Genomic DNA, 15246 nt, shown 5'->3' with positions numbered 1-15246 from the left:
GCCCCTGTGCCACGGCTTGTTTCTGCTTGAGGACCGTCAATTATTATGTCCATGACTCCCCGCGAAATCGTCCACGAACTCAACCGCCACATCATCGGCCAGGACGATGCCAAGCGCGCTGTCGCGATTGCCCTGCGCAACCGCTGGCGCCGCATGCAGCTGCCTGAAGAGCTGCGCGTTGAAGTGACCCCGAAGAACATCCTGATGATCGGCCCGACCGGTGTCGGTAAAACCGAAATCGCCCGTCGTCTGGCCAAGCTGGCCAACGCGCCGTTCATCAAGGTCGAAGCGACCAAGTTCACCGAAGTCGGCTACGTCGGCCGTGACGTCGAATCGATCATCCGTGATCTGGCCGATGCTGCGATCAAGATGCTGCGCGAGCAGGAAATGACCCGCGTTCGCCACCGCGCCGAAGACGCCGCCGAGGACCGAATCCTCGACGCCCTGCTGCCACCGGCACGCATGGGCTTCAGCAATGAAGAAGCGCCGACCCAGGATTCCAACACTCGCCAACTGTTCCGCAAGCGCCTGCGCGAAGGTCAGCTGGACGACAAGGAAATCGAGATCGAAGTCGCCGAGATGGCCGGCATCGAAATCGCCACGCCTCCGGGCATGGAAGAAATGACCAACCAGTTGCAGAACCTGTTCGCCAACATGGGCAAGGGCAAGAAGAAGGCCCGCAAGCTCAAGGTCAAGGAAGCGCTGAAACTGGTACGCGACGAAGAAGCCGGTCGCCTGGTCAACGAAGAAGAGTTGAAGGCCAAGGCTCTGGAAGCCGTCGAGCAGCACGGCATCGTGTTCATCGACGAAATCGACAAGGTCGCCAAGCGCGGCAATGTCGGCGGCGCCGATGTGTCCCGCGAGGGCGTGCAACGTGACCTGCTGCCGCTGATCGAAGGCTGCACCGTCAACACCAAGCTGGGCATGGTCAAGACCGACCACATCCTGTTCATCGCCTCCGGTGCGTTCCACCTGAGCAAGCCGAGCGATCTGGTGCCGGAGCTGCAAGGCCGTCTGCCGATCCGTGTGGAACTCAAGGCCCTGAGCCCGCAGGACTTCGAACGCATCCTCAGCGAACCGCACGCCTCGCTCACCGAGCAATACTGCGCGCTGCTGAAAACCGAAGGCCTGAACATCCAGTTCCAGCCGGAAGGCATCAAGCGTCTGGCGGAGATCGCCTGGCAGGTCAACGAGAAGACCGAGAACATCGGTGCCCGTCGCCTGCACACGCTGCTCGAGCGTCTGCTGGAAGAGGTGTCGTTCAGTGCCGGCGACCTGGCCAGCGCTCACGACGACAAGGCGATCGAGATCGACGCCGAATACGTCAACAGCCACTTGGGCGAATTGGCGCAGAACGAAGACCTGTCCCGTTATATTCTGTAGAGCTGCCAGCTCCGAGCTACAAGCGGCAAGCTGAGTTAAGCTTGCCGCTTGTAGCTTGCAGCTAAAGGCTTTTTTCTATGCTTCCCACCGACATCAAACTGCACAAAGCCTCGAAAACCCTGTCGCTCAAATACGCGTCCGGCGAGGAATACACCCTGCCCGCCGAATTCCTGCGCGTGCACTCCCCCTCCGCCGAGGTCCAGGGCCACGGCAAACCGATCCTGCAATTCGGCAAGCTGCACGTCGGCCTGACCAAAGTAGAACCGGCCGGTCAGTACGCACTGAAACTGACCTTCGACGACGGTCACGACAGCGGCCTGTTCACCTGGGATTACCTGTACGAGCTAGGGCGACGTCATGACGCACTCTGGGCCGATTATCTGGCCGAACTCAAAGCCGCCGGCAAAACCCGCGACCCGGACCAGTCCGTCGTCAAGCTGATGCTCTAGTCCGCGCCTCGGACTGTTTAGAGGGCATTTTCTAGATTCATCTGTTTGAATGCTCCGCTAAAGCGGCCCGGGATCGGCTGCTTGCGAAAAAAATCAATCTCGGGTAACCAATGGAACTGGCAAGTTCCCTGCAGTGCTCTACGACTGTAAAGCAGCTATGCAGAATCAACGGTCACCCGAGCAGTAGTACCTGGCATTGGCTGTGGAACTGCACAGCAGAAAACCGGGTACTCGTCTCAGGACAATGGAGCGTCGTAGATGAGTAACAAGAATAACGATGATTTGAAGTACCAGGCCTCGGAGAACACCCTGGGGCTGAATCCTGTCGTTGGGCTACGCGGAAAGGATCTGCTGGCCTCTGCTCGAATGGTGCTGACCCAGGCCATCAAACAACCTATCCATAGTGTCAAACACGTCACCCAGTTCGGCCTTGAACTGAAGAACGTGCTGTTCGGCAAATCAGATCTGCAACCGGCGGGCGATGACCGTCGCTTCGTCGATCCGGCGTGGAGTCAGAACCCGCTGTACAAACGTTATCTGCAAACTTACCTGGCATGGCGCAAGGAGCTCCACGCCTGGATCGACGACAGCAGCCTCTCGCCCAAGGACATCGCGCGCGGCCACTTCGTGATCAACCTGATGACCGAGGCCATGGCGCCGACCAACACCGCGGCCAACCCGGCGGCGGTCAAACGTTTCTTCGAGACCGGCGGCAAGAGCCTGCTCGATGGCCTCTCGCATCTGGCCAAGGATCTGGTGCACAACGGCGGCATGCCGAGCCAGGTCAACATGGGTGCGTTCGAGGTCGGCAAGAGCCTGGGTGTGACCGAAGGCGCGGTGGTGTTTCGCAACGACGTGCTGGAGCTGATCCAGTACAAGCCGATCACCGAACAAGTGCACGAGCGCCCGCTGCTGGTGGTGCCGCCGCAGATCAACAAGTTTTACGTATTCGATTTGAGCCCGGACAAGAGCCTGGCGCGCTTCTGCCTGCGCAACAATGTGCAGACCTTCATCGTCAGCTGGCGCAACCCGACCAAGGAACAGCGCGAGTGGGGCCTTTCCACCTACATCGAGGCCCTGAAGGAAGCGGTCGATGTGGTCACCGCGATCACCGGCAGCAAGGACGTCAACATGCTCGGCGCCTGCTCCGGCGGCATCACCTGCACCGCCCTGCTCGGCCACTACGCGGCGATCGGCGAGAACAAGGTCAACGCCCTGACCCTGCTGGTCAGCGTGCTCGATACAACGCTGGACAGCGACGTCGCGCTGTTCGTCGACGAGCAGACCCTGGAGACCGCCAAGCGCCATTCGTACCAGGCCGGCGTGCTCGAAGGCAAAGACATGGCCAAGGTCTTCGCCTGGATGCGCCCCAACGACCTGATCTGGAACTATTGGGTCAACAATTACCTGCTCGGCAACGAACCGCCGGTGTTCGACATCCTGTTCTGGAACAACGATACGACTCGACTGCCGGCCGCGTTCCACGGCGACCTGATCGAGATGTTCAAAAACAACCCACTGATCCGCCCCAATGCACTGGAAGTGTGCGGCACGCCGATCGACCTCAAGCAGGTGACCGCCGACATTTTCTCGCTGGCGGGCACCAACGACCACATCACGCCGTGGAAGTCCTGCTACAAGTCGGCGCAGCTGTTTGGTGGCAAGGTCGAATTCGTGCTGTCCAGCAGCGGGCATATCCAGAGCATTCTGAACCCGCCGGGCAACCCGAAATCGCGCTACATGACCAGCGACGAAATGACCGCCAATGCCGATGACTGGCAGGAAAACTCGACCAAGCATGCCGACTCCTGGTGGCTGTACTGGCAGGCGTGGCAGGCGGCCCGTTCGGGCGAATTGAAGAAAGCACCAACGAAACTGGGCAACAAGGCGTATCCGGCAGGCGAAGCTTCACCGGGCACTTACGTTCACGAGCGGTAACCGACACACCTCACTCCCTTTCGGGAGTGAGGTGAACACTGAGATTGCGACCCACAGGGCCTTGAAGCATGCCGCACCCGTTCATCTTTCGAACCGTCGAGCTGGATGGCCAGACCATCCGCACGGCGGTCCGCCCCGGCAAGCCTCACTTGACGCCCTTGCTGATATTCAACGGCATCGGCGCCAACCTGGAGCTGGTGTTTCCTTTTGTCGCGGCGCTGGATCCGGACCTGGAAGTGATCGCCTTCGACGTGCCCGGTGTCGGTGGCTCTTCGACGCCGAGCCGTCCGTATCGCTTTCCCGGGCTGGCGAAGCTCACCGCGCGGATGCTCGATTACCTCGACTACGGACAGGTCAACGTGATCGGCGTGTCCTGGGGTGGCGCGCTGGCGCAGCAGTTCGCCTACGACTATCCCGAGCGCTGCAAGAAGCTGGTGCTGGCGGCGACCGCCGCCGGTGCGGTGATGGTGCCGGGCAAGCCGAAGGTGCTGTGGATGATGGCCAGCCCACGGCGCTACATCCAGCCGTCCCATGTGATCCGCATCGCCCCGATGATCTACGGCGGCTCGTTCCGCCGCGACCCGACACTCGCCGCCAGCCATGCGGCCAAGGTGCGTTCGGCGGGCAAACTCGGCTACTACTGGCAACTGTTCGCGGGCCTGGGCTGGACCAGCATTCACTGGCTGCACAAGATCCACCAGCCGACGCTGGTGCTGGCCGGTGATGACGATCCGCTGATCCCGCTGATCAACATGCGCATGCTCGCCTGGCGCATCCCCAACGCGCAGCTGCACATCATCGACGACGGGCATCTGTTCCTGATTACCCGGGCCGAGGCGGTGGCGCCGATCATCATGAAATTCCTCCAGGAGGAACGTCAGCGTGCGGTGATGCATCCGCACCCGACACCGCTGGGCGGATAACCGCCCCGGCACGGATTTCTGGAGAGCGTCTTGCAGCGCTTCCGGACAGGTGCGTGGCAGGGAGCCGGCGCAGGCAACAACCCGCAACAGCGTCTATGGTGTTCTGGTTCGGTGTGTTTGTTTTTGGCCTGAAGACGAAGGAGTGTTGAGTCATGCGTGACAAACCAGCGACGGGCGTCGTGCCCAGCCCCGCCGTGTTCATCAATGCACAGAGTGCCATGACCGGTCTGCGCGGCCGGGACCTGATCTCGACCTTGCGCAACGTTGCAGCCCACGGGCTGCGCAATCCGATCCACAGTGCAAAACACGCCTTGAAGCTGGGAGGCGCGCTCGGACGCGTGCTGCTCGGCGAAACCCTGCACCCGACCAATCCGCAGGACAGCCGCTTCGCCGATCCGGCGTGGAGCCTGAACCCGTTCTACCGGCGCAGCCTGCAGGCTTATCTGGCCTGGCAGAAACAGGTCAAGAGCTGGATCGACGAGAGCAGCATGAGCGACGACGACCGCGCCCGCGCGCACTTCGCCTTCACCCTGCTCAACGACGCCGTGGCGCCCTCCAACACCCTGCTCAATCCGCTGGCGGTGAAGGAGCTGTTCAACTCCGGCGGCCACAGTCTGGTGCGCGGTCTCAGCCATCTGTTCGATGATCTGCTGCACAACGACGGCCTGCCACGCCAGGTGACCAAACAGGCTTTCGAAGTCGGCAAGACCGTCGCCACCACCACAGGATCAGTGGTGTTTCGCAACGAAATGCTCGAGCTGATCCAGTACCGGCCGATGAGCGAAAAACAGTATTCGAAACCGCTGCTGGTGGTGCCGCCGCAAATCAACAAGTACTACATTTTCGACCTCAGCCCGAGCAACAGCTTCGTCCAGTTCGCCCTGAAGAACGGTTTACAGACCTTCATGATCAGCTGGCGCAACCCGGATGTGCGGCATCGCGAATGGGGCCTGTCGACCTATGTCGAAGCCGTGGAAGAAGCGATGAACATTTGCCGGGCGATCACCGGCGCCCGCGAGGTCAACCTGATGGGCGCCTGCGCCGGCGGGCTGACCATCGCGGCGCTGCAAGGGCATCTGCAGGCCAAGCGGCAGTTGCGACGAGTCTCCAGCGCCACCTATCTGGTGAGCCTGCTCGACAGTGAAATGAACACCCCGGCCACCCTGTTCGCCGATGAGCAAACGCTCGAAGCGGCCAAGCGGCGCTCCTATCAGAAAGGCGTGCTGGAGGGTCGCGACATGGCCAAGGTGTTCGCCTGGATGCGCCCCAACGATCTGATCTGGAGTTACTTCGTCAACAACTACCTGCTGGGCAAGGAGCCGCCGGCGTTCGATATCCTCTACTGGAACAACGACAGCACCCGCCTGCCCGCCGCGTTTCACGGCGACATTCTGGACTTCTTCAAGCACAACCCGTTGACCCATCCCGGTGGGCTGGAAGTGTGCGGCACGCCGATCGACCTGCAGAAGGTCACGGTCGACAGCTTCAGCGTGGCCGGCATGAACGACCACATCACGCCGTGGGACGCGGTGTATCGCTCGACGCTGTTGCTGGGCGGCGAGCGGCGCTTCGTGCTGTCCAACAGCGGCCACGTGCAGAGCATCCTCAACCCGCCAGGCAACCCGAAAGCCCATTACGTCGAGAACGGAAAGCTCAGCGGCGATCCGCGCGCCTGGTACTACGACGCCAAGAAAGTCGACGGCAGCTGGTGGCCGCAATGGCTGGAGTGGGTGCAGCAGCGCTCCGGCACCCTGCACGAAACCCAGATGACCCTCGGCAACGCCAATTACCCACCGATGGAAGCTGCACCGGGCACCTATGTGCGTGTGCGCTGACTGACTCAAGCCCTTTAAGAAGACTGGATGAAAACAAGCGAACGGATCCTCGAATGTGCCCTGCAGTTGTTCAACGAAAAGGGCGAGCCGAACGTCTCCACCATGGAGGTTGCCAATGAAATGGGGATCAGCCCCGGCAACCTCTACTACCACTTCCACGGCAAGGAGCCGCTGATTCTCGGACTGTTCGAGCGCTTCCAGAACGACCTCGCCCCGCTGCTCGACCCGCCCGCCGATGTCGAACTGGCGCCGGAGGATTACTGGCTGTTCCTGCACCTGATCGTCGAACGGCTGGCGCAGTACCGCTTCCTGTTCCAGGACCTGTCGAACCTGGCCGGCCGCCTGCCGAAACTGGCCAAGGGCATTCGCCAGTTCCTCAACGTGCTCAAGCGTACGCTGGCGTCGTTGCTGGCGCGGTTGAAGGCGTCGGGGCAGTTGGTCAGCGACACCCAGGCGCTGGGGCAACTGGTGGAGCAGATCACCATGACGCTGCTGTTCTCGCTGGACTATCAGCGGATTCTTGATCGCGAAGGGGAAGTGCGGCTGGTGGTGTACCAGATCATGATGCTGGTGGCGCCGCATCTGTTGCCGCCGGTGAAGGTGGCGACGGAGAGGATGGCTTTGCAGTATCTCGAAGATCACGAGTAATCCGACGGCTTTTACCCAAACAAAAACGCCCGACCTTCACAGGCCGGGCGTTTTCTTGAGCCCTGAAAAATCAGGACTGACTGGTTGGCGTCGACGGAGTCGATGCAGCAGTCGGAGCAGGCGCCGGGGTTGGAGCCGAGGCGGAGTTCGACGTGCTTGCCAGTGCTTGCGGTGTGGTCACCGGTTTCGGCGCAGCGGCTTTCGGCGCGGCCGGTTTTTTCACTGCCGGTTTTTTCGCCGCAGCCGGTTTGGCGGCAGGCTTGGCAGCGGGTTTGGCGGCAGCGGTTTTCGCTGCTGGCTTGGCCGCCGGTTTGGCAGCTGGTTTTGCTGCCGTTTTTGCAGCTGGCTTGGCGGCGGCCTTGGCGGCAACCGGTTTGGCCGCGGCTTTCGCTGCAGGCTTGGCGGCAGCGGTTTTGGCTGCTGGTTTGGCAGCGGCTTTAGCCAGTGGCTTGGCAGCGGTTTTGGCCGCAGGCTTGGCTGCTGCGGTTTTGGCCGAGACAGGCTGGGCTTTCAGGCCGGTAAGTTTTTCGATCTGCCTGGTCAGGGTATCGACCTTCTTGTGCAGATCCTTCACCTCGTTGCGGCTCGGTACGCCCAGGCGCGAAATCGCACTGTTCAGGCGCTTGTCGAAAGCCCCCTCCAGCTGATCCCAGGTGCCCAGTGCGCGATCTTTCACGCCGCTGATGCGCGATTTTGCCGAGCTTGCAGAGTCCTTGGCAGCATCGACTTTTTTGCCGACTGCAGCCTTGGTGAGCTTCTCGGCTTTCTCGCCGTCTTTGACCAATGTATCGAAGAGCTTGCTGCCGTCAGTGTCGATCTTCGAGTACACGCCTAAACCAGCCAGCCAGATCTTGCGGGAATAGTCTTCGACTTTTCCGATCCACGAGCTGCCTTCTTTATCGGTGTTCTTTTTACCAGCCATCCCGTTCTCCTTAAGATTTACGCGCGACGCGTTCGAGCAATGCCGTCAGCTCATCGAGCTTAGCAGAGAGTGTCTCAACGTCATGTTTAGACGGAATGCCGATACGATTCAAGGCACTGGCGACACGTGTGTCGAACGCCTTCTCGACCTTGTCGAGCTGAACTTCGACCCGGCCTTTGAAGGAGCTGACTTCGCTCTTGGCTTCATCGATCTCGGCGTTGGCCGCTTCGAGTTTTTCGGTGACGGCTTTTTTGCCTTTCTTTTCAACAGTTTGACCAGCCTTGATCAACTCCTGAAAGTACTCGCTGCCCTCCTGACCGACCTTGGTGTAGGCACCCAGGCCTGCCAGCCAGATCTTGCGGGCATAGGATTTGACGTCGCTCAGAGCGGAAGTCGAAGCGTCGATTTTTTTCTTCAAAATGACTTTGGCCATGGTGCACCTCACGCGCAGAAGGTTTGAGGAACTGCCCTGACGAGTGTCGGGCTCAGGCACAAAGTAGGGAGAAAAATTAGAAACGGCACCCTAACAACTGACATAAAAGGCAGGTGCAGGAGAAAAAAACGGGGAGCCCGAAGCTCCCCGTTTGTCCTGATCAGACCAGCGCTTTATCCAGCGCCTTTTCGATCTCGGCTTTGATCATGCCGCTCATGGCCGACATCATCAGGCCCAGTTCCACGTCGACCCGGATCGAATCCTCGGCCACATGCACCGCGCCCTTCACGCCCGACCGCTTGAGGTTCAGGACATCGCCCGACCACTGCGGCTCCAGGCCATATTGATCGGAGAGTTTCTGCGCCAGTTTGTCGGCTTTCTCGCGGGCCGCTTCCTTGCCCAGGCTGTGGGCACGCTCAACACTGATATGGGCCATTGAATGACTCCTGCTTTTTGAATGGGGCTATGAATGCCTGCAACGAATCTTGACCGCCACTGCGGCAAATCGTCCCGAAGGTTGCCCATCTTACCTTTAGCCATTCCAAGACAAAGCATGGCTTGGGGATTAGAATGTCGCGCATTCTCTTTTGGTGACAGCGATATGACTGATCAGCGCAAAGGCAGCGATGCCGAACCCACCACTCACTTCGGCTTCAAAAACGTTCCGGAAAGCCAGAAAGCGGAAAAAGTCGCTGAGGTGTTCCACTCCGTGGCCGCCAAGTACGACCTGATGAACGACCTTCTGTCGGGCGGCATGCACCGTCTGTGGAAGCGTTTCGCGATCGAACTGTCGGGCGTACGCGCCGGCAATCGCGTGCTGGACATCGCCGGTGGCACCGGGGACCTGACCAAGAAATTCTCGCACCTGGTCGGCCCGACCGGTCAGGTGGTTCTCGCGGACATCAACGAATCCATGCTCAAGGTCGGTCGTGACCGCCTGCTGGATGTCGGCGTGTCGGGCAATGTCGAGTTCGTTCAGGCCGACGCTGAAAAGCTGCCGTTCCCGGACAACCATTTCGACTGCGTAACCATCGCCTTCGGCCTGCGCAACGTGACGCACAAGGAAGACGCCCTGCGCTCGATGCTGCGCGTGCTCAAGCCGGGCGGCCGCCTGCTGGTGCTGGAATTCTCCAAGCCGACCAACGCGCTGATGTCCAAGGCCTACGACGCCTACTCGTTCGCCTTCATGCCGCTGATGGGCAAGCTGATCACTAACGACTCGGAAAGCTATCGCTACCTGGCTGAATCGATCCGCATGCACCCGAATCAGGAAACTTTGAAGTCGATGATGGTCGACGCCGGTTTCGATCGCGTGACCTATCACAACATGACCGCAGGCATCGTCGCCCTGCACCGCGGCATCAAACCCTGATGCTGCTGACCGGGCTGCTCGCCAGCGTCGAACTCGGCCTGAACCGCGTGCTGCGTCTCGACAGCACGGCGCTGCCGCGACTGGCGCACCTGACCGGCAAAGTGATTGCCGTGGATTGCCGCAGCCCGGCGCTGCAACTGTTCATTCTGCCGAGCGACGAAGGCCTGATGCTGGCATCCCACTGGGAAACCGGCGTCGACTGCACCCTGCGCGCCCCGGCCTCGAGTCTGGTGAAACTGGCCCTGAGCAAGGACAAGACGGCGGTGCTGCACGCGCCGGAAGTCGAGCTCGACGGCGACAGCGGCGTGCTGCTGGAGCTGGCGGGCGTGCTGCAGGACCTGGAGCTGGACTGGGAGTACGAACTCTCGCGCTGGCTGGGACCTGTCGCCACGCAACTGGTCGGCGGCCACCTGCGCAGCCGCGCCCGCTGGTATCAACAAGGATTTGCCAGCCTCAACCAGAACCTCGCCGAATACCTGGCCGAAGAATCGCGCACCCTCGTCGGGCAGCGCGAAGCCGAAGCCCGTTTCAGCGAACTGGACCGGATCAAACTCGATCTGGAACGTCTCGAGGCGCGCTTCGAGCGCCTTTCCCGATCCCTCGACCCAAGCGATAACGCATGAAGCTGCTCGCCGTCCGCCGTCTGTTGCGCATCCAGCGCGTCGTGATCCGCTACCGCCTCGATGACCTGCTGTTCGATCTGCCTTTGCCGTGGTTCCTGCTGGCGCTGCGCTACGTCCTACCGTGGCGCTGGTTCCCGCGCAAGCCGCTGGACCTCAGCCGTGGGGCACGCCTGCGCCTGGCGTTGCAGGACCTGGGGCCGATCTTCATCAAGTTCGGGCAGATCCTTTCGACCCGCCGCGACCTGCTGCCGGAAGACATCGCCGATGAGCTGATGCGGTTGCAGGACCGCGTGCCGCCGTTCGATTCGCAGCTGTCGGTCAAACTGATCGAAGAGCAACTGGGCAAGAAGATCAGCGAAGTGTTCAGCCGCTTCGACGTCGAACCGCTGGCCTCGGCCTCGGTGGCGCAGGTGCACGCCGCGCAACTGAAGACCGGTGAAGAAGTGGTGGTCAAGGTGATCCGCCCGGGCCTGAAACCGATCATCGCCCAGGATCTGGCGTGGCTGTTCATCCTCGCCCGCGCCGCCGAAAATGTCTCCGCCGACGCTCGTCTGCTGCACCCGGTGGACGTGGTCAGCGACTACGAAAAAACCATCTACGACGAACTCGACCTGTTGCGCGAGGCGGCCAACGCCAGCCAGTTGAAACGCAACTTCGAAGGCTCGCCGCTGCTCTACGTGCCGCAAGTCTATTGGGACTGGTGCCGGCCGAAAGTGCTGGTGATGGAGCGCATCTACGGGATTCAGGTGACGGACCTGGCGACCCTCGCCGACCAGCGCACCGACATGAAAATGCTCGCCGAGCGCGGCGTGGAGATCTTCTTCACCCAGGTGTTCCGCGACAGTTTCTTCCACGCCGACATGCACCCGGGCAACATCTTCGTCAGCACCGTCAACCCGTGGAGCCCGCAGTACATCGCGATCGACTGCGGCATCGTCGGCAGCCTGACCCCGGAAGACCAGGATTATCTGGCCCGCAACCTGTTCGCCTTCTTCAAGCGCGACTACCGCCGCGTGGCGCAATTGCACATCGATTCGGGCTGGGTGCCGGCGGAAACCAAATTGAATGAATTCGAAGCGGCGATCCGTACCGTGTGCGAGCCGATCTTCGAAAAACCATTAAAAGATATTTCATTTGGCCAGGTGCTGATGCGCCTGTTCCAGACCGCGCGCCGCTTCAACATGGAAGTGCAGCCGCAACTCGTATTGCTGCAAAAGACCCTGCTGAACATCGAAGGCCTGGGCCGTCAGCTGTACCCGGACCTCGATCTGTGGAACACCGCACAGCCGTTCCTCGAGCGCTGGATGCGCGAGCGCGTCAGCCCGAAAGCCTTGATCGGCAACGTCCAGAGCCAGTTCGAACAACTGCCGCACCTGGCCAACATGGCCCGCGATCTGCTCGAACGCATGTCCCAGCCCCACGCCAACGACCCGCCGCCGCCGTGGAAAAAGCGCAAGGACGACTGGTTCCTGCGCCTGCTCGGCAGCGCTCATCTGGCGGGCGGTACGATCCTCGCCGCCGGGGGCCCGATGCACGAACTGGGGCATTGGCCTGCCGGAATCATGGTGGCAGTCGGCTTGTATCTGGTCGTTCGCCGATAGCCAGTTCCGTGATCGGCTGGCACACTGTTTCAACGCCTGAACCCGACTATTGAAGTGTGGGTTCGCTGTCGGAGTCGAAGATGAAAAACTGGCTGGACGAGATCAAGTGGGACGCCGATGGCCTGGTGCCGGCGATTGCCCAGGATCACAAGACCGGACGCGTATTGATGATGGCCTGGATGAACCGCGAAGCCCTGGAGCTGACCGCGGCGGAAAACCGTGCCATCTATTGGTCACGTTCCCGTGGCAAGCTGTGGCGCAAGGGCGAAGAGTCCGGCCACGTACAGACGCTGCATGAAATGCGTCTGGACTGCGACGCCGACGTCATCATCCTGATGGTCGAACAGATCGGCGACATCGCTTGCCATACCGGCCGTCAAAGCTGCTTCTACCGCGTCTTCGAAAACGGCGACTGGAAAACGGTCGACCCGGTCCTGAAAGACCCGCACGCTATTTACTCCGCAGGACACAAACATGAGTGACACCCTGACCCGCCTTGCTCAGGTGCTGGAAGAGCGCAAGGGCGCAGCCGCCGACAGCTCGTATGTCGCCAGTCTGTACCACAAGGGTCTGAACAAGATTCTGGAAAAGGTCGGCGAAGAGTCGGTCGAAACGATCATTGCCGCCAAGGACGCCGCCGTCAGCGGCGACTGCAGCGACGTGATCTACGAGACCGCCGACCTGTGGTTCCACAGCATGGTCATGCTTGCCCAGTTGGGGCAGCATCCGCAGGCGGTGCTGGATGAACTGGATCGCCGTTTCGGCCTGTCCGGACACGTCGAGAAAGCCTCGCGCCCGTCCGCCTGAACAACTTCAAGAGAGGAACAGCAACATGGGCATTTTTGACTGGAAACACTGGATCGTCATCCTGGTGGTCGTGGTACTGGTGTTCGGTACCAAGAAACTTAAAAACCTTGGCACCGACGTCGGCGAATCGATCAAGGGCTTCCGTAAAGCCATGAACGACGACGAAAAACCGGCCGATCCGACCGTCACGCCTGCGCAACCGGTGCCGCCGGTTCAGCCGCAAGCCACCGCTCAGGCCAACCCGCCGCACACCATCGACGTGCAGGCGCAGAAAGTCGAAGAGCCGATCCGCAAAGACGTGTGAGCACTGACTAATGTTTGGTATCAGCTTCTCTGAACTGCTGCTCGTCGGCCTCGTCGCCCTGCTGGTGCTGGGTCCCGAGCGTCTGCCGGGCGCTGCACGCACCGCCGGCCTTTGGGTCGGACGGCTGAAGCGCAGCTTCAACGCGATCAAACAGGAAGTTGAGCGTGAAATCGGTGCCGACGAAATCCGTCGGCAACTGCACAACGAGCACATCCTGTCGCTGGAACAGGAGGCGCGGAAGATTTTCACGCCGGTTCAGCAGGAGCCGACGCCGGCACCTCCGGTTGCCGAGCAAACGATTCATGCGCCGTCAGCAAGTGTCGAACACGTATCGACCGCTTCTGCTGAAATCGCACCTGTCACCGCTCCTGTAGAACCTGTTGCCCCTGCGGCTGCGCCTGTTGCGCCAGCCCCACACGACCCAACACTGCCGCCGCGAGCCCCATGAGCGATCTCCCCGAAAACGACCAGCACATGCCGCTGGTTTCGCACCTCACCGAGTTGCGCACCCGCCTGCTGCGTTGCGTCGCGGCGATCTTCATCATCTTCGCCGGGCTGTTTGCCTTTACCCAGCAGATCTACACCTTCGTTTCGACGCCGCTGCGTGAATACCTGCCCGCCGGCGCGACGATGATCGCCACCGACGTGTCGTCGCCGTTCCTGACGCCGTTGAAGCTGACGATGATGGTCTCGCTGTTCCTGGCGATTCCGGTGATCCTGCATCAGATCTGGGGCTTCATCGCACCGGGCCTGTACAAGCACGAGAAGCGTGTCGCAGTGCCGTTGCTGATCTCCAGCATCCTGCTGTTCTACACCGGCATGGCATTCGCCTACTTCTTCGTGTTCCCGCTGATCTTCAAGTTCTTCGCCTCGGCCACCCCGGCCGGCGTGGAAATGATGACCGACATCACCAGTTACCTCGATTTCGTCATGACGCTGTTCTTCGCTTTCGGCGTGGCGTTCGAAATCCCGGTGGCCGTGGTGCTGCTGGTGTGGATCGGCGTGGTCGACGTCAAATACCTGAAGAAGATCCGTCCGTACGTGATCATCGGCTGCTTCGTGGTCGGCATGATCCTGACCCCGCCGGACATCTTCTCCCAGACCCTGCTGGCCGTGCCGATGTGGATGCTGTTCGAAGTCGGCATCCTGTTCGGCAGTCTGGTCAGCAGGCGCGAGCGCCCGGAAGAAACCGCCGACGATCACAACGACCAGCCGCCAGCGACTCAGCCATGAACCTGCTGCTGCTCGAAGAGGCCGACTTCATTGCGGCCGACCGCGTCGTGCTGCGTGATCGGCGCCTGACCCACATGCAGGAAGTCCACCGCTCGGAAGTCGGCGACAGCCTGCGGGTCGGGCGCATCAACGGGCTGATGGGCCCGGCCGAGCTGCTGCGCCTGGACGCGGGCGAAGCCGAGCTGCGGGTCACCCTCGATCAACCGCCACCGGCCAAACTGCCGCTGACCCTGGTACTCGCCCTGCCCCGCCCGAAGATGCTGCGCCGGGTGTTCCAGACCGTGGCGACCATGGGCGTGTCGAAGGTGATTCTGGTCAACAGCTACCGGGTCGAGAAAAGCTTCTGGCAGACGCCGTTCCTCGAACCGGAATCGATCCGCGAACAGTTGATCCTGGGCTTGGAACAGGCCCGGGACACGGTGCTGCCGGAAATCATCATCGAGAAGCGCTTCAAGCCGTTCGTCGAAGATCGCCTGCCGGCCATCACCGACGGCACTCTCGGTCTGGTCGGCCATCCGGGCAACTTCCCGCCCTGCCCCCGCGCCCTCAGCGAACCGGTAACCCTGGCCATCGGCCCCGAGGGTGGCTGGATTCCCTACGAAATCGATCTGCTGGCCAAGGCCGGGCTGCAACCGGTGCAACTGGGCGAGCGAATCCTGCGGGTCGAAACCGCCGTCACCGCACTGCTCGCCCGGCTGTTCTGAGCGCTTCTGTTCTAAGCGCTTCGCCGGACAAAAGGCGTTACAGATTGCCATCATGCGGCCGATACCCTCCC

At 61.2% G+C, this 15246-nt stretch carries 18 protein-coding genes; 15 read left to right on the top strand and 3 right to left on the bottom strand.

Going from position 1 to position 15246, the window contains the following annotated elements; all coding sequences use genetic code 11:
- Positions 1-45 precede the first annotated feature (45 nt).
- From hslU to ACM6JM_RS04805, 6 genes are all read left to right on the top strand, one after another.
- Positions 46-1383 carry an ATP-dependent protease ATPase subunit HslU gene (gene hslU / locus ACM6JM_RS04830; RefSeq protein ID WP_039772441.1) on the top strand — a complete coding sequence of 446 codons (1338 nt, stop codon included), beginning with the start codon at positions 46-48 and terminating at the stop codon, positions 1381-1383.
- 77 nt (positions 1384-1460) lie between these two features.
- Positions 1461-1832 (top strand): gamma-butyrobetaine hydroxylase-like domain-containing protein, encoded by a 372-nt coding sequence (locus ACM6JM_RS04825; protein ID WP_039772444.1) that lies wholly within the window; start codon positions 1461-1463, stop codon positions 1830-1832.
- Positions 1833-2090: 258 nt separating this feature from the next.
- The gene (phaC, locus tag ACM6JM_RS04820) at positions 2091-3770 is read left to right on the top strand and encodes a class II poly(R)-hydroxyalkanoic acid synthase (RefSeq protein WP_039772445.1); all 1680 of its coding nucleotides are present in this window, start codon (positions 2091-2093) and stop codon (positions 3768-3770) included.
- 68 nt (positions 3771-3838) lie between these two features.
- Positions 3839-4693 carry a poly(3-hydroxyalkanoate) depolymerase gene (gene phaZ, locus ACM6JM_RS04815; RefSeq protein ID WP_007952412.1) on the top strand — a complete coding sequence of 285 codons (855 nt, stop codon included), beginning with the start codon at positions 3839-3841 and terminating at the stop codon, positions 4691-4693.
- A 152-nt stretch (positions 4694-4845) separates the two neighbouring features.
- Positions 4846-6528, top strand: a complete 1683-nt coding sequence (phaC, locus tag ACM6JM_RS04810) for a class II poly(R)-hydroxyalkanoic acid synthase (protein WP_039772447.1) — start codon at positions 4846-4848, stop codon at positions 6526-6528.
- A gap of 27 nt (positions 6529-6555) precedes the next feature.
- Positions 6556-7176 carry a TetR/AcrR family transcriptional regulator gene (locus ACM6JM_RS04805; RefSeq protein ID WP_007952414.1) on the top strand — a complete coding sequence of 207 codons (621 nt, stop codon included), beginning with the start codon at positions 6556-6558 and terminating at the stop codon, positions 7174-7176.
- 70 nt (positions 7177-7246) lie between these two features.
- Here ACM6JM_RS04805 and ACM6JM_RS04800 read toward each other — a convergent pair whose 3' ends face one another.
- The 3 genes from ACM6JM_RS04800 to ACM6JM_RS04790 form a co-directional block, all read right to left on the bottom strand.
- Positions 7247-8098, bottom strand: coding sequence for a phasin family protein (locus tag ACM6JM_RS04800; protein WP_414881394.1), 852 nt, complete (start codon positions 8096-8098; stop codon positions 7247-7249).
- 10 nt (positions 8099-8108) lie between these two features.
- Positions 8109-8531 (bottom strand): phasin family protein, encoded by a 423-nt coding sequence (locus ACM6JM_RS04795; RefSeq protein ID WP_039772451.1) that lies wholly within the window; start codon positions 8529-8531, stop codon positions 8109-8111.
- Positions 8532-8691: 160 nt separating this feature from the next.
- Entirely contained in the window at positions 8692-8967 is a 276-nt protein-coding gene (locus ACM6JM_RS04790) for a polyhydroxyalkanoic acid system family protein (RefSeq protein ID WP_007952417.1), read from the bottom strand.
- Positions 8968-9132: 165 nt separating this feature from the next.
- On the opposite strand from ACM6JM_RS04790, the gene ubiE reads away from it, so the two are divergent.
- From ubiE to ACM6JM_RS04745, 9 genes are all read left to right on the top strand, one after another.
- Complete coding sequence (gene ubiE / locus ACM6JM_RS04785) at positions 9133-9903, top strand: bifunctional demethylmenaquinone methyltransferase/2-methoxy-6-polyprenyl-1,4-benzoquinol methylase UbiE (RefSeq protein ID WP_007952418.1); 771 nt, start codon at positions 9133-9135, stop codon at positions 9901-9903.
- On the top strand, positions 9903-10526 hold the full coding sequence (locus ACM6JM_RS04780) for an SCP2 domain-containing protein (protein WP_007952419.1): 624 nt from the start codon (positions 9903-9905) through the stop codon (positions 10524-10526). Before ubiE ends, ACM6JM_RS04780 begins: the two co-directional genes overlap by 1 nt.
- Positions 10523-12127 (top strand): ubiquinone biosynthesis regulatory protein kinase UbiB, encoded by a 1605-nt coding sequence (gene ubiB, locus ACM6JM_RS04775; RefSeq protein WP_414881393.1) that lies wholly within the window; start codon positions 10523-10525, stop codon positions 12125-12127. The genes ACM6JM_RS04780 and ubiB overlap by 4 nt, the downstream gene beginning before the upstream one ends.
- 80 nt (positions 12128-12207) lie before the next feature.
- Positions 12208-12609: a phosphoribosyl-AMP cyclohydrolase gene (gene hisI, locus ACM6JM_RS04770; protein ID WP_007909357.1), complete on the top strand. Its 402-nt coding sequence runs from the start codon at positions 12208-12210 to the stop codon at positions 12607-12609.
- Positions 12602-12934 (top strand): phosphoribosyl-ATP diphosphatase, encoded by a 333-nt coding sequence (locus ACM6JM_RS04765; protein WP_007952422.1) that lies wholly within the window; start codon positions 12602-12604, stop codon positions 12932-12934. The genes hisI and ACM6JM_RS04765 overlap by 8 nt, the downstream gene beginning before the upstream one ends.
- Before the next feature lie 25 nt (positions 12935-12959).
- Positions 12960-13238 (top strand): twin-arginine translocase TatA/TatE family subunit, encoded by a 279-nt coding sequence (locus tag ACM6JM_RS04760; RefSeq protein WP_007952423.1) that lies wholly within the window; start codon positions 12960-12962, stop codon positions 13236-13238.
- A 10-nt stretch (positions 13239-13248) separates the two neighbouring features.
- On the top strand, positions 13249-13686 hold the full coding sequence (gene tatB, locus ACM6JM_RS04755; protein ID WP_039772458.1) for a Sec-independent protein translocase protein TatB: 438 nt from the start codon (positions 13249-13251) through the stop codon (positions 13684-13686).
- Positions 13683-14471 (top strand): twin-arginine translocase subunit TatC, encoded by a 789-nt coding sequence (tatC, locus tag ACM6JM_RS04750; RefSeq protein WP_414881392.1) that lies wholly within the window; start codon positions 13683-13685, stop codon positions 14469-14471. Before tatB ends, tatC begins: the two co-directional genes overlap by 4 nt.
- Positions 14468-15175 (top strand): 16S rRNA (uracil(1498)-N(3))-methyltransferase, encoded by a 708-nt coding sequence (locus tag ACM6JM_RS04745; protein ID WP_163973880.1) that lies wholly within the window; start codon positions 14468-14470, stop codon positions 15173-15175. The genes tatC and ACM6JM_RS04745 overlap by 4 nt, the downstream gene beginning before the upstream one ends.
- Positions 15176-15246 lie beyond the last annotated feature (71 nt).

Source organism: Pseudomonas sp. IT-P2, assembly GCF_949767575.1.
GTDB lineage: Bacteria > Pseudomonadota > Gammaproteobacteria > Pseudomonadales > Pseudomonadaceae > Aquipseudomonas > Aquipseudomonas pharyngis.
Note: the sequence above shows the minus strand (reverse complement) of the source record. Positions and strands in the feature narration are given on the sequence as shown.

Bases quoted from the DNA above. Each gene is read 5' to 3' on its own strand.
- ACM6JM_RS04800 (WP_414881394.1), bottom strand. From the start codon at position 8,098: ATGGCTGGTAAAAAGAACACCGATAAAGAAGGCAGCTCGTGGATCGGA.
- ACM6JM_RS04795 (WP_039772451.1), bottom strand. From the start codon at position 8,531: ATGGCCAAAGTCATTTTGAAGAAAAAAATCGACGCTTCGACTTCCGCT.
- tatB (WP_039772458.1), top strand. From the start codon at position 13,249: ATGTTTGGTATCAGCTTCTCTGAACTGCTGCTCGTCGGCCTCGTCGCC.
- ubiE (WP_007952418.1), top strand. From the start codon at position 9,133: ATGACTGATCAGCGCAAAGGCAGCGATGCCGAACCCACCACTCACTTC.
- phaZ (WP_007952412.1), top strand. From the start codon at position 3,839: ATGCCGCACCCGTTCATCTTTCGAACCGTCGAGCTGGATGGCCAGACC.
- ACM6JM_RS04825 (WP_039772444.1), top strand. From the start codon at position 1,461: ATGCTTCCCACCGACATCAAACTGCACAAAGCCTCGAAAACCCTGTCG.
- ACM6JM_RS04805 (WP_007952414.1), top strand. From the start codon at position 6,556: ATGAAAACAAGCGAACGGATCCTCGAATGTGCCCTGCAGTTGTTCAAC.
- hslU (WP_039772441.1), top strand. From the start codon at position 46: ATGTCCATGACTCCCCGCGAAATCGTCCACGAACTCAACCGCCACATC.
- ACM6JM_RS04745 (WP_163973880.1), top strand. From the start codon at position 14,468: ATGAACCTGCTGCTGCTCGAAGAGGCCGACTTCATTGCGGCCGACCGC.
- ubiB (WP_414881393.1), top strand. From the start codon at position 10,523: ATGAAGCTGCTCGCCGTCCGCCGTCTGTTGCGCATCCAGCGCGTCGTG.
- phaC (WP_039772445.1), top strand. From the start codon at position 2,091: ATGAGTAACAAGAATAACGATGATTTGAAGTACCAGGCCTCGGAGAAC.
- hisI (WP_007909357.1), top strand. From the start codon at position 12,208: ATGAAAAACTGGCTGGACGAGATCAAGTGGGACGCCGATGGCCTGGTG.
- ACM6JM_RS04780 (WP_007952419.1), top strand. From the start codon at position 9,903: ATGCTGCTGACCGGGCTGCTCGCCAGCGTCGAACTCGGCCTGAACCGC.
- phaC (WP_039772447.1), top strand. From the start codon at position 4,846: ATGCGTGACAAACCAGCGACGGGCGTCGTGCCCAGCCCCGCCGTGTTC.
- ACM6JM_RS04760 (WP_007952423.1), top strand. From the start codon at position 12,960: ATGGGCATTTTTGACTGGAAACACTGGATCGTCATCCTGGTGGTCGTG.
- ACM6JM_RS04790 (WP_007952417.1), bottom strand. From the start codon at position 8,967: ATGGCCCATATCAGTGTTGAGCGTGCCCACAGCCTGGGCAAGGAAGCG.
- tatC (WP_414881392.1), top strand. From the start codon at position 13,683: ATGAGCGATCTCCCCGAAAACGACCAGCACATGCCGCTGGTTTCGCAC.
- ACM6JM_RS04765 (WP_007952422.1), top strand. From the start codon at position 12,602: ATGAGTGACACCCTGACCCGCCTTGCTCAGGTGCTGGAAGAGCGCAAG.